Below are 14,858 nucleotides of genomic sequence, written 5' to 3'. Positions count from 1 at the left end.
TCGCTACTCGCTTCTGTCACGCTGCCACCAACTCTCGATGCACATGGGCCAACACCCTGGGAAGCTCCTCGATCCGCCGGATGCGTTGGGAGCGGCGAGGTCCGAACACCTCGGGCAGCGGATCGACGCGCGTCGGGCCGACGCCGACGTAGTACATGCTCACGCCCGCCTCGCTGGCCTCCTTCACCGCATGCGCGGCATCCGCCCAGGCGTAGCGGCCCTCGTATCCCTCGTCGGAGATCAGGCCGTCGCCGATGACGATCAGCAGTCGCCGTTCCGACGGTTGGGCGAGCAGCCGGCTGGTCAGATGCCGCAGTGGCGCGCCGAGCCGGGTGTATCCGCCCGTGGCCAGGCCGAGGCCACCCGGCGGCACGAACCGGCGGTCCTCGAAATCCTTGAGGCAGGTGACCTCGACGCGGTGGCGGGTGTTGCCGGTGAACACGAATATCCCGTGGCGTTCGCGGGCGAGGGTCATCGCCTGTGAAAGCGCGTCGGCGCAGGCCAATTCGAGCTTGAAGATCTTGCCGCCGTGCACCCCCAGCGACGAGCTACCGTCGAGCAGCAGTGCGGTGGTGACGTCGCGGCTGCTGGGCAACAGGTCCCGGAAGATGCGTGGCTCGACGGCTTCGCCGGTCGTCAGATCGATGTAATGGCTGACGTACTGCTCGACGTCGAGGTCGGATCCGTCCTCCAGCCTGTTCTTCATGGCGCGATGGGTGTGCTCTGAGAACCACTTTCGCAGATCCGCCGAGGCCATCACCTGATGGCGGTGCTGACTCGTGTGGGTGCGTTCGAGCACCGCAACGTGGTCGGCCAGGAAGCTTTCGGTCCACGCATTCCACTCCGGATACGGGATGCCGGGGCGGTGCTCGGGCGTGATGTCCAGATCGTTGTCCTGCGGACGACTCGGCGGAGGCAGGTTCGGATTGCGCACGCCGCCATCGCCGCCGACGGGAACGGAGTACGGCCGGGGCAGCCGCTTCTGTGTTGTGGTCCAGGGCATCCGGCCGAAGGTGCGACGCAGCTTGTCGGCAATGCCCTGCGGGTCGGTGTACGCCCGGGGCAAGGTGCCCAGCAACGGGTCAACAATGAGCGGCTGCTGCGTACGCGCCAGTGCGACGGCGCGATGGAGCATCTCCTTGGCGTCCATATCGCTGGGCGCGACCGCAAGATCAGGTAGCAGACGGCGCACTTCCGCCAGCAGCCCAGGCCAGTTGTCCGCGATCCAGCCCACGGCGACACCCGCCTCGACGAGGGACAGCGCGCTCAGCTCCCGCGCCGAGAGCTCGTTCAATCGATAGTCGACCACGCGGTCCTTCGACGGTGAACATTGAAGCGCTACACCGCATGTCAGGCTGCGCCTGGTCCAGTCGTGAACCGGTGGGGGATACGGGACATGGACGAAATCGAGGGTGGAGCTCAGACCGAAGTCCCGCCGGTGTCCGCTCACGAGGCGCACACCCTCGCGGCGTTGCCCGCTGAGGGCCACGGCCGTGACGGCGCAGCTGCGTTCCACGGCGAGCGCGTGCGTTTCGGACAGCTCAGACATATCGATTACTCAGAACGTGCCGATGTTCGAGAACATCCAGTACCAGAACCAGATGATCAAACCGGTGCCGCCCCAAGCGGCGACGTATCGCAGGATCTCCCATACCCAATCCACGTCAGGCCTCCTTGCTATAAGTCATCGGATCTCCAGACCTCGGACCGCCGTGTCGACCAATTTGGCGAGCATCGTGTCCCGGATATCGGACTTGACCGTGGTCGTGAACACGCCGTACACGCCGAGCAGGAAGAACGCGGCGCTGTAGAACGCGTCGACGGCGGGATGCACCGCACCGTCGCCGCGCGCCCGTTCGATCTCATCGACCAACAACACGATCATCGGGTGGTCGGTCCATTCGTCCTTGGTCGGCCGGGTCGGCGAGAAGTGCAAGGCGAGTAGCTCTTTGAACAGCAGCGGGCCAAGACGTTCTTCGAGGCCGGTCACCAGCTGGACCGCCTCATCGAGCACCGTCACCAGATCATGTGGGTGACCCACGAAGCGGGCGAAATCGGCAGCCATCCGTGCCTCTTCGCGGCTTTCCAACTCGAGGAGGACGTGCTCCTTGCTCGGGAAGTGGAAGAAGAAGGTGCCGTGGGCGACGCCGGCGGCCGTCGCAATCGCGTTCACGTCGGCGCCGGACATGCCCGCGAGCTTGAACTCGGCGATCGCTGCGCCGAGGATGCGTTCCCGCGTCTGCAACCGGCGCGTTTCCCGCGCCGACTGCTTGACTTGAGGCGTCATGGTCCGCCCTTTGTAACTTAGTTACTGACCAAAGTCAATGAGTTGAGTCATTGACACTCAGTCGGAGAAGATCTCACGATTCACCGAATGCAGGTAGGGGATCGCGAGGAATGGGGTGATGTAGAAGATGTCGTAGAGCCACCAGCCGACGACGGGTAGGACGACGCCCGCGAACCGCACGTCGGCGTACATGGTCATGTTGAACACGTAGAGACACCAGATGAGCACGCCCATCCAGCAGGTGACGATCATCCACTGGTGTCCCCACCGCTTCATCTGCAGGAATCCGATCGCCGCCGCGATGCGCATGGTGAAGACGGTGAGGATCATCCCGACTTCCATGGCCTTCTCGCCGGGCCCGGCGGCACCTCCCAGCCATAGTTCGTTGTAGTGCCAGAAGTAGCCCGCGTCGAACATTGCGCCCCAGCCGTTCAACAGGATTCGGGCCAGGATGGTGTGGTTGGCGACCAGGTCCAAGGCCCATCCGACGGTGTTGATCGCCGCGTCGATGATCACCAGATAGCCGAGCAGCGTCACCAGCATGGGGCGCACTGTCAGACCTTCGCGTTGTGCCTTGCGAAGGAGCCATACCCCTCGCAGAAACAGCGGCAGACCGAAGACGCCGAGCGCCGCGGTACCGATCAGCAGGCTGCCGGATATGAGCCACTTGTCGGCCTGCCGCTGTGCTGCCTGCGACGCGGCCATGTGTTCGTCAAGGCCACTGCCGGAGGGCTTCGCGCTCGTCGAGGCAGCACGTTTACGGCCCAGATTCAGCGTGGGCAGATTCATGCAGACTGACTATAGTCAACCAGCGACGGTAGTCAATCGGCTACTCTGCTTCGATGCTGCGCAGTGTCCGCGTCACGTAGTCGTCGATCATCGCGGCCTGGCCGGGCCAAGCGTGGGTCGTCGTCAACAGCGCATACAGCCCGAGCAGGAAGAACACCGCGCTGTTCATCGGGTTCACATCCGGTGCTACTTCGCCCCGCTTCTGGGCGTGTTCGATCGCCTGTGCGACCTCAACGATAACGGGGTGCTGACGGCTCTCGTCGATGGGTCTCGTCTGTGAAAAGTGGAGTGCGAGAAAGTCTTTGAACAGCACCGCGCCGAGACGGCGTTCCAGTCCCATCACCAGCCGCACCGCTTCCCCCAGCATCGATGCGAGGTCATGTTCGGAGCCCGCGGCCCGTGCGAGTTGTTTGGCGATGCGTTCTTCTTCACGCTGCTCGAGTTCGAGCAGTACGTGTTCCTTCGTCGGAAAATGGAAGAAGAACGTGCCGTGAGCGACGCCTGCTGCCGCGACGATCGCGCCGACGTCCGCTTCGGCCATCCCCGCGCGTTTGAACTCGGCGATGGCCGCTCCCATCAAACGCTCGCGGGTCTGCAGACGCTTCGTCTCACGCGCTGAGGGCCTGTCTACCACTGCCATACGCCGACTCTACCGTCTGACTGCGCGTGCTTGAACGACGCTTATTGACTTCAGTCAATGGAAGTCGTTAGATGAGCAGCACTCAAAGGAGAGGACGCGGATGGCGCTGGAGCAGTTCAACCTCGCCGGGCAGGTGGCCATCGTCACCGGCGCCGGCAAGGGGGTCGGTCAGGGGATCGCGAGGGTGCTTGCCGAAGCCGGCGCGACCGTCGTCGGAACAGCACGTACGGAGTCGGACATCGTCGCGACGATCGACGGCATCGAGAAGGAGGGCGGCAAGGGGCTGGCGCTGGTCGCCGACGCCATGAGCCGACCCGACGGTGAACGCGTCGTGTCGACGGCCATGGAGCAGTTCGGCCGTATCGACATCCTGATCAACAATGTCGGCGGCTCGAGATTCGGGTCGTTTCTCGACATCACCGACGAGGACTTCAGGCGCACCTTCGACTGGTGCGTGACTTCGGCGTTCATCATGAGCCAGCTCACTGCTCCGCACATGATCGGGGCCGGACACGGATCCATCGTCAACATCTCCTCGGGTTCAGCACGTTTCGGCATCCGTGCGCTCACTGCGTACTGCGTCGCCAAGGGTGGGCTCGAAGCGCTCACCCGGGCGATGGCCCAGGAGTTGGCGCCGAAGATCCGGGTCAACGCGATCGCACTGGGCTCTTTCGCTACGGAAGGGCTACAGAGCGGCTTGGACATGATGCCGGGGGCGCTGGACACGATGCTCGGGCTCACGCCGCTGCACCGCCTCGGCGACGTCGAGGACCTCGGGCGTCTCTGTGTGTATCTGTCGACCAAAGACTGTTACGCGACCAACGCTATCTTCCATGTGGACGGCGGCATCGACTCGAACAACCTACCGCTGCCCATTCCCGACTACTGATCGAGGAACTCACATGCGACGAGTTGTGCAGTTCTCCACCGGCAACGTCGGCCAGCATTCACTCAAGGCGATCATCGGTCGGCCGGATCTGGAGCTGGTGGGTGTGCACGCGGCCAGTCCGAACAAGGTCGGGCGTGACGCCGCCGAACTGTGCGGATTGACCGAGCCGACGGGCGTCATCGCGACAGACGACATCGATGCGCTGATCGCGCTCAAACCCGACTGCGTCGTCTACACAGCACAGGCCGAGACCCGGCCGATGGAAGCCGTCGAGCAATTGGCGAAGCTCCTTGCCGCCGGCATCAACGTCGTCGGCTCGTCGATGGTGTGGCTGGTGACGCCGCGTCAGGCCGACGACTGGCTGACCGGACCGCTGGAGAAAGCGTGCGAGGAGGGCAACTCGTCGCTGTACGTGAACGGCATCGACCCCGGCTACTCCGGCGACACCGAGGTGCACAGCGCGCTGAGCTTGGTCACCCGCGCGACGTCCGTTCTTGTCCAGGAGATCTTCGACTACGCAAACTATGACGATTACGAGTTCACCGGTAAGTCAATGGGTTTCGGCCTGAAGGCGGATGACGAGCAGCCGATGTTCTTTCTGCCTGGTGTGCTGACGACCATGTGGGGCGGCCCGGTCCGCAATCTCGCCGACCAGCTCGACATCGAACTCGACGATGTGCGGCAGCGGATCGAACCCTGGTACACCGACCAGAGGATCGGGTGCAAGCTGTGCACCGTCGAGCCCGGTGGCATGGCCGCGGTCAAGTTCGCGGTCGAGGGGGTGCGTGACGGGGTTCCCGTGATCACGATGGAGCACATCACCCGACTGACGGAGGTGGCCGCGCCGGAGTGGGAGTTCCCGCCCGTCGGCAAGCCCGGTGTGCACCGCGTGGTGGTCGAGGGTGAGCCGCGGGTGGAGCTGAACACGCACGTCTCGGATCCGCTGCTCGATGTCACCGAGGCCGGATGTGTCTCCACCGCGGCCCGGGTGGTCAACGTGATCGATTGGGTGTGCGACGCCCCCAAAGGACTGATCGCGGTCGAGGACATTCCGCAGGCAGCGGTTATCCGCGGGCTGTTCTGGTGACGTCATCCGCGATTGCACTCCGGATTGCTGAGCAGTCGCCTAGCATCGGGTGATGTCGCAGACCACCACCCAGCCGGGAATCTGCCGGATCTGCTCGGCGCACTGCGGGGTGCTGGCAACCGTCACCGACGGTCGGCTCACGAAGGTGACGGGGGATCCCGACAATCCCATGTTCAAGGGGTACACCTGCGCCAAGGGTCGGGCACTGCCGGAAATCCACAACAACCCAATGCGGCTCCTGCACAGCCAGAAACGACAGGCGGACGGTACCTACGCGCCGATCGAGTCCGAGCGCGCGATGGACGAGATCGCGGCGAAACTGCAGGACTTGATCTCCACCCACGGCCCGCGCTCGATCGCGATGTACCTGGGAACCAACGGTTTGCCGTATCCGGCGTCGGCGTTGATGGGCAACGCGTTTCTCAGAGCGATCGAGTCGCCGATGTTCTTCACCGCCAACACCATCGACCAACCCGGCAAGCAGATCGCGCTTGCTGCACACGGTCACTGGCTCGGCGGGGATGTCGACTTCCACCAGGCCGACAGCTGGCTGCTGGTGGGAACGAACCCGCTGGTCTCCAAGGCCATCGGCATCCCCGGGCAGAACCCGGCGCAGAACCTGCGGGCAGCGATCAGCCGTGGGATGAAACTCATCGTGATCGATCCGCGCCGGTCCCAGACGGCGGCACGCGCAGCGATTCACCTGCAGCCCCGCCCTGGTGAAGATGTGACGATTCTCGCTGGGATGATCAACTTCGTCATCCGGGAAGGTCTGTGCGACACCGCGTTCATCGAGGAGAACGTGGCAGGCTTTGATGACCTGGCGGCAGCCGTGGCCGGTTTCACCCCGGCCTACGTCGCCGAGCGCGCCGACGTTCCGGAGGGCCAGTTCATCGCCGCTGCAAGGCTTTTCGCGACGTACGGCGAGCGGCGCGGAATGGTGAATGCGGGAACCGGCGCCAACTTCGCGATGCACGGCAGCTTGCTCGAATATCTGTGTCTCGCGCTGACGACGATCTGCGGCCGCTGGCAGCGTGCCGGCGAAAAAGTGCTGCGGCCCAACACATTGATGCCTGCGTTCACAGCCAAGGCGCAGCCGCATCCGCCCTACGAGGGATGGGGATACGGCGAGAAGTTGAGGATGCGCGATCTTACCGACACCGTGGCCGGTATGCCGACTGCGGCGCTCGCCGATGAGATCCTGCTCGAGGGCGATGGTCAGGTGAAGGCGTTGATCTGTATCGGTGGCAATCCGATGGCCGCGTGGCCCGATCAGCGCAAGACGCTGCGCGCTCTGGAGAGCCTCGACCTGCTGGTCACCCTGGATACGGAGATGTCGCTGACGTCGCGGCTCGCTGACTATGTCATCGCCCCGATGATGCAGATGGAGACACCCGCGATGACGATGGGCAGCGAGCTCATCAAGTACTACACCAGCGGCACAGGCATCCCCGCTGCATACGCGCAATATGTGCCCCGACTCCTCGATCCGCCGGCCGGTTCCGATCTCACCGAGGAGTGGCAGTTCTTTCTCGGACTGACCAAACGCATGAACCTGGATCTCTGGTTTGTGAACTTTTTCGGCGGCGGTGGGGGCAGATTCATGGAATCACCACCGGTGGTGCTCAACATGAATCGCGACACCGACCTCACTACCGAAGAACTGTTCGCGCAAATGTGTTCGACTTCGCGTGTCCCTTTCGACGAGGTGCGCAGCCATCCGCACGGCAAGATCTTCGACGTCGATGCCGTGGTCGAGCCACGGGATCCCGATTGCACAGCCCGGCTCGACGTCGGCAACAGATACCTCCTTGGTGAGCTGGCAGACGTGCTGACTGAGGACTTCGCCACTGCTCGAAGCGATTCCGCCTTCCCGTTCCGGCTGATCCCGCGACGCAGTCAGAACTTCATGAATTCCTCTGGCACCAATCTCGCCGCGCTGCACAGGGGCAAACCGTACAACCCCGCGTACATGCACCCCGATGCGATCGACGCACTTGGCCTGCGGTCCGGGGATTCGGTGCGAATCGAATCCCCCCACGACGGCGTTCCGGCGGTGCTGGAAGCCGACGACAGCCTGCGGCCCGACGTGATAGCGATGCACCACGCTTTCGGTGGATTGCCCGAGGAAGACGCCGAGTTTCGGGACAGGGGCTCGAACGTCGGCCGCCTCGTCCCCACCGACGTCGACTACGACCGCATCACCGGCCTACCGCGTCAGGGCAACATTCCCGTCGTTGTCACCGCGCTTGGTTGACCGCCTGGGCGATCGGCGTTTCCCCGCCGATCAGCTCGAACGTGCGCCCGGCGGTCTCGGGAGTGTCGAGCATCCCGAGCAGAACCTTGGCGACATCCTCGCGCGGGATGTCACCATGCCCGGTCTGGTCGGATATCTCGACCCGACCCGTGCCCGCGTCGTTCGTGAGATGGCCGGGGCGTATGACGGTGACCTCGAGTGCATCACGCGCGCGGATCACGTCGTCCGCATGGCCTTTCGCGCGCAGATACGCGACGAACACCGGATCGCCGATGTCATCGGGTGCCTCGACATCGGCACCGATCGCCGAAACCATCACGTAGCGCCGCACTCCCGCGATCTCGGCCGCGTCGGCGAGCAGAATGGCCGCATCACAGTCGACGGTCTGCTTGCGTGCCGCGCCACTGCCAGGGCCTGCCCCCGCCGCGAACACGACGGCGTCGGCGCCCTGCAGGTGCGTTGCGACGTCGGCGGCGGTGACCGCTTCGAGGTCGACGACGACCGCCTGGGCACCTGTCGCTTCCACGTCGGCGACGTGGTCGGGGTTTCTGATCAGGCCGACCGCCGTGTCTCCGCGCTCGGAGAGCAGGCGTTCGAGGATGAGGGCGATCTTGCCGTGCCCACCGGCGATGACGACGCGCATGCTGCCATGCTACGGCTCCTCTTCTCCGCCGAACGTGGGTTACCCGCACGCATACTCGGCTCTTGGCGTAACAAAACCCCACACTCGCGTGTTCTGGATCTCGCTAAGCCAAGCGCTCGCGCAAGGCCCGCTTGAGCACCTTGCCGTAGCTGTTCTTCGGCAGCTCGTCGATGTACTCGTACCGCTTGGGCCTTTTGAACCGCGCGATGCGCTCGAGCAGATGAGCGTCCAGGTCCGCGGGCGACGCCGAGCCGACGATGAACGCAACGACGACCTCGCCCCACTCCTCGTCAGGCGCCCCCACGACACCCGCCTCGTCGACGCCCGGATGCTCGAGCAGGATCTCCTCGACCTCGCGCGGATAGATGTTGCTTCCTCCGCTGATCACCACATCCTTGGAGCGGTCCCGCAACGTGAGGAAGCCGCGCTCGTCGAACGACCCCAAGTCGCCGGTGCGCAACCACCCTTCCTGCAGGGTCTTCGCGGTGGCCTCGGGATTGTTCCAGTAGCCGGCCATGACAACGTCTCCGCGACAGACGATCTCACCGATCTCACCCGCCGACGCCGGTGTGCCGTCGTCGCGCAGCACCGCGACGTCCACACCTGACCGGGCGTACCCGACGGAACCCAGAACCGCGTCATCGGCGTCGATGTGGTCGGCCCTGCGCAGCCCGGTGATGGTCATCGGTGCCTCGCCTTGACCGTAGAGCTGGACGAATATCGGGCCGAACGCCGCCATCGCCTTCTTCAGGCTGTCGACGTACATCGGGCCGCCGCCGTACACGATCGTGCGCAGGTTCTGTGGGCGTGCGCGTCCGGTCTGGACGAGGCGCTGAACCATCGTGGGCGCGAGGAACGCGCTGCAGCCGGGATGACGCTCACAAAGGTCGAGAAACTCGCCCGGCTCAAACGCCGCGGAGGCCGGAATCACCTGCCGCGCAGCACGTAACACGTAGGGCGGGATGTACAGGCCGGAGCCGTGCGACATCGGTGCGCCGTGCACCAGGCTGCAGGTGTGGTCCGGCGAGTCGAAATCCGCCAGGTGCGACACCGTCATCGCCATCAGGTTGCGGTGCGAGAGCATGGCCCCCTTCGAGCGGCCGGTGGTCCCGCTGGTGTAGAAGAGCCAGGCCAGGGTCGCCGGGTCGGTGCTGCGCGGCCGTTCCACCGGGGTGCTCGTTGTGCGCGCCGAATAGGCCTCTGAGTCAACGGTTTCGACGGGCACGTCGGTGGCCGACGACAGCTCCGCGCCGATCTTGGGCGACGCGAACACCTGCGAGACCCCTGCGTCGTCGATGATCTGGACCATTTCGCGCGGATGAAGCTTGTAGTTGATCGGCACGACCGCACACTCGGCCGCCCATGTCGCGAACATCAGCTCGACGATCTCAGGGCGGTTCTCGCTGGCGATGGCGATACGGGTGCCGGGCGCCCCAAGGGTGGACGCGATTCGCATCGCCCGTTCACGCAACTCGGACCACGTGTGCAACTGGCTCTCACCACGGAACACCGCGCCACGATCGCCGAACCGCTCTGCGGCCTGGTCCAGAAGGCCGAACAGGTTCACTGCCGCTCGACCCAATCGGCGTTCAGCGCGAAGTCCGAGAGGTACTTGGTCGACGTCCAGCCGCCGTCGACGGCGATCTCCTGCCCGTTGATGAAGGCTGCTCCGTCGCTACACAGGAACGCGACGGTGCTCGCGATGTCCTCGACCTCGCCCAGGCGTGGGTACGGCGTCATCTCGGTGTTGATCTTGCGGAATCGCGGGTCTTCTAAACGGCTCGCCACCATCGGAGTGAGGGTGACACCCGGGGCAACGGCATTGCAGCGAATGCCCTGTGGCCCGTACTGGCAGGCGATGTGCCTCGTCAGGGATGTCAGGCCACCCTTGGCCGCCGAGTAGGCGCCGCCCCGCAGACCGCCCACGATGGCGAATGTCGACGTGATGTTGATGATCGCCGAACCGGGCTGCATGTGCACGACCGCTTCACGGGCCAACCGGAACGGCGCGCGCAGCATCAAACCCAGGAAATAGTCCAGTGATTCGTCGTCTGTCTCGTGTAATGGCTTGGGGCTGCCCACTCCGGCGTTGTTGATCAGGAAGTCGATGCGGCCCCACCGTTCGATGGCGGTGTCCACGATCCGGCGCGGCGCATCGTCCGCGGTGAGATCAACGGCGAGGGTCTCGATGTGCCCCGGGTCGTGGCTCTTGAGTTCCGCGAGCCTGGCGTCGTCGCGGCCGGTGCCCAGCACGGCCATTCCCTGGGAGGCGAGTTTGGTCGCGCATCCGAACCCGATGCCGCTACTCGCGCCCGTCACGATCGCAACCTGCATATCACTCCACCTTCTCAAGTGTCGCCCGGATCTGATGCTTGAGCACCTTGCCCGCGTCGTTCTTCGGCAGCGCATCCCAAATAACGATCTGCTCAGGGATTTTGAACTTGGCCAGACCTGCACCGATCAACAGTTCCCGCAGGTCGTCGATGTCGGGTACGCGTTCTCCGGTGGCGACGACCACCGCGCACGCGCGTTCTCCCGTCCGGTCGTCGGGCACGCCGACGATCGCGATCTCGGCGATCGCCGGGTGCGCGATGAGCAGGTCCTCTACTTCCTTGGGCGAAATGTTCTCGCCGTTGCGGATGATGATGTCCTTGGCCCGGCCAGTGACCACCAGGTAGTCCTCATCGACCCAGCGGGCCAGATCGCCGGTGCGGAAATAGCCCTCGCTGTCGAAGGATTCCGTCTCGTCGTCGGAGTGCAGATAACCGACGAGCATCTGCGGGCCGCGCGCACAGATCTCACCGCCGATCAGTTTGACATCTGCGATACCAGCGCGACCGTCGGTATCGGCCGCATGGTCGACGTCATCGAGAGATCCCACGGTTGTCACCGGCACCTCGGTCGATCCGTACACCCGGGACACCGCGGCCTTCTCGAAATAGTCTGTCGCCCCGCGGATCAGCGACGGCGGAACCGAAGCGCCGCCGCAGATGAACACCTTCAGGTCTGGCAGCCGGCTGTCCGCCCGCTCAGCGGCCGCCAACAGACCGTCGAGAAACGGTGTGGCACCCGCCATGTGAGTGCAGTGTTCCGCCAGCATCAGCGCCACCGCGGCATCCGGATCCCAGCGTTCCATCAGCACCGCCGTGGTGCCGAGCAGCAGCGGGCACTCGAACGCGTAGATCGACCCGCCGATGTGTGCGATCGGCGATGGGACGAGGAACCGGTCGTCGTCGGCGACCCACCAGTGCTCGCCGATCTGGCGGATCAGCGCGTGGATCGAATTATGCGTGTGCAGAACGCCCTTGGGCCGTCCGGTCGTGCCGGAGGTGTAGAGGATCATGCGCACGGTGTCGGGATTCAGAACCGGCAACACCGCGGTCGTCTCGGTCGCGAACATCGAGGCGTACGGCGTATGGCTGTCACCGCGGACGACCACGACGGCCGGTGGTGCGGCCATCGATGCGGTCACCCGTTCCAGCATTGCGGCGTAGTCATGGCCACCGAAGTTCGACGGTATGAAGATTACGCGGCTGTCGGCGTCGCACAGGATGAACGCGAGTTCGCGATCGCGAAGCGAGGGCAGAATGGGATTCACCACCATGCCGGCGAGGGTTGCGCCCAGATATATGACGGCGGCCTCATGCCAGTTCGGCAGCATGAACGACACCACGCTGCCCGCGGGCATCAACGCCATCAGGGTTTGAGCCAGTGCGGTGGCCTTGTCGTGTAAATCTCTGCAGTCGAGCCGGATTGCACCGTCCACCAACACCGTGCGCTCGGGTGTGGCCCTGGCCGCGTCGCGCAGCGAGTCGGCGAGCGTCTCGCTCACCCACAGCCCACGTCGGTACGCGTCGGCCGCGCGCTGCTCGTCGACCCTCACTGGCCGGCCTGCTCCTTGACCCGGCGCATCGTCATGGAATGCCGGTAGCGTGACGAGGGATGGGTGTTGACGGTGACCTGCGCGACCTCACCGTCGGACGTCTTGTAGGTGCGCTGCATCTCCAGCGCCGCGCTGCCCACCTCGACCTGGAGCACCGCGGCCAGCTCGGACGTGACGGGCACCGCGGCGATCTCCTGTCGCACCTCGACGATGCTGACCCCGAACAGGTCCTCGATCAGCGGGAAGATGGGCCCCGAATGCCGTTGCAGCAGGCGGCCGACCGCCGCGAACGCCCGGTTGATGTAGTACTCCGTCGCGCATACCGGAGCTGAGGTGCCGTCCGCTCGGTGGCCGCGGACGGCCAGCCATTCCGTTCCCACGCTGAGGCCGGTCCGCTCGCCCAGGTGCTCGTCGATGACCACCATCGCATTGCTTTCGATCGTGAGCTGTGCACCAGAGGCGAACGCGAGCAGGTCGTTGATCGACATCACGTCTTGGGCATAGCTGTTCGTCTCCGGCCGCGGCACCACCAGTGTGCCGGCGCGAGGGCGGGATGCGACGAGATTGTCGTCGCGCAGCCGTCGCAGCGCCTCGCGCACGGTGTAGCGGCTGACCTCGAAACGTTCGCACAGCTGTTGTTCGGTAGGCAGTTGAGAACCGACGGGATACACCCCGTCCACGATCTCCTTCCGGAGAGTGCGCGCCACCTGGAGGTACCGGTGATCGGCCGGCGTGACTGTCATGTGCGCCGCAACGCCAGAACGCTGCCGTCGCCGTCCGCCGAGAAATACAGGGAGCCGTCAGGTCCCGAGGTGATGCCGGCGAACGGTCCTTGTGGCCCGGAGAACGGCGGCATTCCCTTGAGCGGCTTAGGATCAACCCCCGGCGGCGGCCCGACGGGCAGGCCGGAGGCGATGGTATTCCGTTCACCGCTCGCGAGATCGACCGCGACGACCTCCTTGGCTCCCGCGTCGACGATGTACAACTGACCGTCTCTGACGTGGATTCCCTGCGGTCGTTGCAATCCGTCGACCACGGTCTCGGTCGAACCCGCAACCCGTACGACTCGGCCGGCGCCCGACTCGGCGACCATCGGCACACCGTCGGGCCCGAAGGTCACACCGACGGGGTCCTGCAGGCCGGCGGCGAGCAACTCGACGTGGCCCGACCGCAATGCGTGCACGCTGCCGGTACCGAGTTCGGCGAACACGATGCTGTCGCCCGGTCCGATGGCGACACCGTACAGTTGATCGAATCCGTCTGCGAGGTAGTCGGTTTCGCCGTCGCCGGGCCGGTAGCGTGCGATCTGCCCACCCGATGTCGCCACCACGAAGACGCCGGGACCCGCTGGAGCCAACCCGCGCAGAAAGCCCGGATACCCCGGAGTGAACAACATCCCGACGGTTTCCAGCACGCCGTCGGTGCCGACGGCGTAGAAGTACGTGCCGTCGGCGACGTAGAGCTGGCCGTCGTCGCCGACGACCAGGTCCAGCGGCCAATTCAGCCCGCCGGGCAGCGCGGTGCGTGTTTCACCGCCGGCCAGGATCTCGGTGATCTCACCGGTGAAGTTGGACACGAACAGCCGGTCGCCTACGAAGGTCAGGTTGTCCAGGCCGGGGTTTAGTTGCGCCAGCAGCATCTTGTCGCCGCTGCGCGGGTCGATGCGCAGCACCTGCCCGCTGGCCACCTGCGTGGATACCAGATAGCCCTGCGGGTCGAACTTGACCGCGTCGGGCACGCCGAGATCACCGGTGACCCGTTGCGGCTCGCCGCCATCGGGATGAATGCGCCAGATCTCGTTGGCCGTCATCAGCGGGTAATACAGCATGCCGTCGGGGCCGACTTCCATCGCGTTCGGCGAGGACAGGTCCTCCAACAGAATTCGCGATGCGCCGGTGGCCCTGTCCAGCTCCATCAGCCTGCCGCCGTCTCGACATTCATTGATGAACAACCGGTCCTGATACACGGTGATGCCGTTGGCGCACGGAAGATCGTCGCGCAGCACCCGCGCTGCACCGGCGGCGTCACGCACGCTCACCCGGCCGTCCATCACCTCGGTCGCGTACAGGTTGCCGCTCGAATCGAAGGCGACATCATCGGGCGCGATGATGTCGCCTCCCTTGGGGCTGATGGCCTCGACGTCGCCCGCGAGGTCAAGGGCGCTGATCTGGCTGCCGGTCACCTGCGCGACATAGACCCGTCCGTCGGGACCGGTGCGCAGGCCGTTCGCCCCGAACAGCCGGCTCGGTGGCGTGAGCCTCTCGAGCCGCCAGCCGTTGGCCGTCCTCGGGTCGGTCGCGATGTACCGGGAGGGCGGGCGCGAGGCCGTCGCGGGAACAGTCATGAACCCGGACGCTACCAAGCCCTGCTAGTCCAGACAATA

Annotated in this window: 13 protein-coding genes; 3 read left to right on the top strand and 10 right to left on the bottom strand. The window is 65.1% G+C overall.

The genetic code is table 11. The features are described 5' to 3' along the window. Window positions 1-16: 16 nt before the first annotated feature. The 4 genes from M1248_RS19320 to M1248_RS19305 form a co-directional block, all read right to left on the bottom strand. Window positions 17-1,549 carry a MorD protein gene (locus M1248_RS19320; RefSeq protein WP_317149412.1) on the bottom strand — a complete coding sequence of 511 codons (1,533 nt, stop codon included), beginning with the start codon at window positions 1,547-1,549 and terminating at the stop codon, window positions 17-19. A gap of 135 nt (window positions 1,550-1,684) precedes the next feature. Beyond that, window positions 1,685-2,287 (bottom strand): TetR/AcrR family transcriptional regulator, encoded by a 603-nt coding sequence (locus tag M1248_RS19315; RefSeq protein WP_163730722.1) that lies wholly within the window; start codon window positions 2,285-2,287, stop codon window positions 1,685-1,687. 57 nt (window positions 2,288-2,344) lie between these two features. Beyond that, window positions 2,345-3,076, bottom strand: coding sequence for a hypothetical protein (locus M1248_RS19310; RefSeq protein ID WP_163730721.1), 732 nt, complete (start codon window positions 3,074-3,076; stop codon window positions 2,345-2,347). Window positions 3,077-3,116: 40 nt separating this feature from the next. Then, window positions 3,117-3,716, bottom strand: a complete 600-nt coding sequence (locus tag M1248_RS19305) for a TetR family transcriptional regulator (RefSeq protein WP_163730720.1) — start codon at window positions 3,714-3,716, stop codon at window positions 3,117-3,119. A gap of 100 nt (window positions 3,717-3,816) precedes the next feature. Between M1248_RS19305 and M1248_RS19300 the strand changes: the two genes are divergently transcribed. The 3 genes from M1248_RS19300 to M1248_RS19290 are packed head-to-tail and all read left to right on the top strand — an operon-like array spanning window position 3,817 to window position 7,949. Beyond that, complete coding sequence (locus tag M1248_RS19300; protein WP_317149411.1) at window positions 3,817-4,605, top strand: SDR family NAD(P)-dependent oxidoreductase; 789 nt, start codon at window positions 3,817-3,819, stop codon at window positions 4,603-4,605. A 13-nt stretch (window positions 4,606-4,618) separates the two neighbouring features. Further along, on the top strand, window positions 4,619-5,692 hold the full coding sequence (locus M1248_RS19295) for a dihydrodipicolinate reductase (RefSeq protein WP_317149410.1): 1,074 nt from the start codon (window positions 4,619-4,621) through the stop codon (window positions 5,690-5,692). Window positions 5,693-5,744: 52 nt separating this feature from the next. Next, window positions 5,745-7,949 (top strand): molybdopterin-dependent oxidoreductase, encoded by a 2,205-nt coding sequence (locus tag M1248_RS19290; RefSeq protein ID WP_317149409.1) that lies wholly within the window; start codon window positions 5,745-5,747, stop codon window positions 7,947-7,949. Here the strand turns inward: M1248_RS19290 and M1248_RS19285 are convergent. The 6 genes from M1248_RS19285 to M1248_RS19260 form a co-directional block, all read right to left on the bottom strand. Then, the gene (locus M1248_RS19285; RefSeq protein ID WP_317149408.1) at window positions 7,933-8,592 is read right to left on the bottom strand and encodes an NAD(P)-binding oxidoreductase; all 660 of its coding nucleotides are present in this window, start codon (window positions 8,590-8,592) and stop codon (window positions 7,933-7,935) included. The genes M1248_RS19290 and M1248_RS19285 overlap by 17 nt on opposite strands. A gap of 103 nt (window positions 8,593-8,695) precedes the next feature. Continuing rightward, a complete protein-coding gene (locus tag M1248_RS19280) occupies window positions 8,696-10,159 on the bottom strand; it encodes a long-chain fatty acid--CoA ligase (RefSeq protein ID WP_317149407.1) in 1,464 nt (487 codons plus the stop codon). Continuing rightward, entirely contained in the window at window positions 10,156-10,926 is a 771-nt protein-coding gene (locus M1248_RS19275; protein ID WP_163730714.1) for an SDR family NAD(P)-dependent oxidoreductase, read from the bottom strand. The genes M1248_RS19280 and M1248_RS19275 overlap by 4 nt, the downstream gene beginning before the upstream one ends. Before the next feature lies 1 nt (window position 10,927). Then, entirely contained in the window at window positions 10,928-12,475 is a 1,548-nt protein-coding gene (locus M1248_RS19270) for an AMP-binding protein (RefSeq protein ID WP_317149406.1), read from the bottom strand. Next, the gene (locus M1248_RS19265) at window positions 12,472-13,218 is read right to left on the bottom strand and encodes a GntR family transcriptional regulator (RefSeq protein WP_317149405.1); all 747 of its coding nucleotides are present in this window, start codon (window positions 13,216-13,218) and stop codon (window positions 12,472-12,474) included. Before M1248_RS19265 ends, M1248_RS19270 begins: the two co-directional genes overlap by 4 nt. Then, window positions 13,215-14,819 carry an SMP-30/gluconolactonase/LRE family protein gene (locus tag M1248_RS19260; protein WP_317149404.1) on the bottom strand — a complete coding sequence of 535 codons (1,605 nt, stop codon included), beginning with the start codon at window positions 14,817-14,819 and terminating at the stop codon, window positions 13,215-13,217. The genes M1248_RS19265 and M1248_RS19260 overlap by 4 nt, the downstream gene beginning before the upstream one ends. Between the last annotated feature and the right edge of the window lie 39 nt (window positions 14,820-14,858).

Origin of the sequence: Mycobacterium sp. 29Ha (assembly GCF_032883055.1) — a bacterium.
Classification (GTDB): Bacteria; Actinomycetota; Actinomycetes; order Mycobacteriales; family Mycobacteriaceae; genus Mycobacterium; species Mycobacterium gallinarum.
This window is presented reverse-complemented; position numbering and strand designations above follow the sequence as displayed.

Bases quoted from the DNA above. Each gene is read 5' to 3' on its own strand.
- M1248_RS19320 (WP_317149412.1), bottom strand. From the start codon at position 1,549: ATGTCTGAGCTGTCCGAAACGCACGCGCTCGCCGTGGAACGCAGCTGC.
- M1248_RS19315 (WP_163730722.1), bottom strand. From the start codon at position 2,287: ATGACGCCTCAAGTCAAGCAGTCGGCGCGGGAAACGCGCCGGTTGCAG.
- M1248_RS19310 (WP_163730721.1), bottom strand. From the start codon at position 3,076: ATGAATCTGCCCACGCTGAATCTGGGCCGTAAACGTGCTGCCTCGACG.
- M1248_RS19305 (WP_163730720.1), bottom strand. From the start codon at position 3,716: ATGGCAGTGGTAGACAGGCCCTCAGCGCGTGAGACGAAGCGTCTGCAG.
- M1248_RS19300 (WP_317149411.1), top strand. From the start codon at position 3,817: ATGGCGCTGGAGCAGTTCAACCTCGCCGGGCAGGTGGCCATCGTCACC.
- M1248_RS19295 (WP_317149410.1), top strand. From the start codon at position 4,619: ATGCGACGAGTTGTGCAGTTCTCCACCGGCAACGTCGGCCAGCATTCA.
- M1248_RS19290 (WP_317149409.1), top strand. From the start codon at position 5,745: ATGTCGCAGACCACCACCCAGCCGGGAATCTGCCGGATCTGCTCGGCG.
- M1248_RS19285 (WP_317149408.1), bottom strand. From the start codon at position 8,592: ATGCGCGTCGTCATCGCCGGTGGGCACGGCAAGATCGCCCTCATCCTC.
- M1248_RS19275 (WP_163730714.1), bottom strand. From the start codon at position 10,926: ATGCAGGTTGCGATCGTGACGGGCGCGAGTAGCGGCATCGGGTTCGGA.
- M1248_RS19265 (WP_317149405.1), bottom strand. From the start codon at position 13,218: ATGACAGTCACGCCGGCCGATCACCGGTACCTCCAGGTGGCGCGCACT.
- M1248_RS19260 (WP_317149404.1), bottom strand. From the start codon at position 14,819: ATGACTGTTCCCGCGACGGCCTCGCGCCCGCCCTCCCGGTACATCGCG.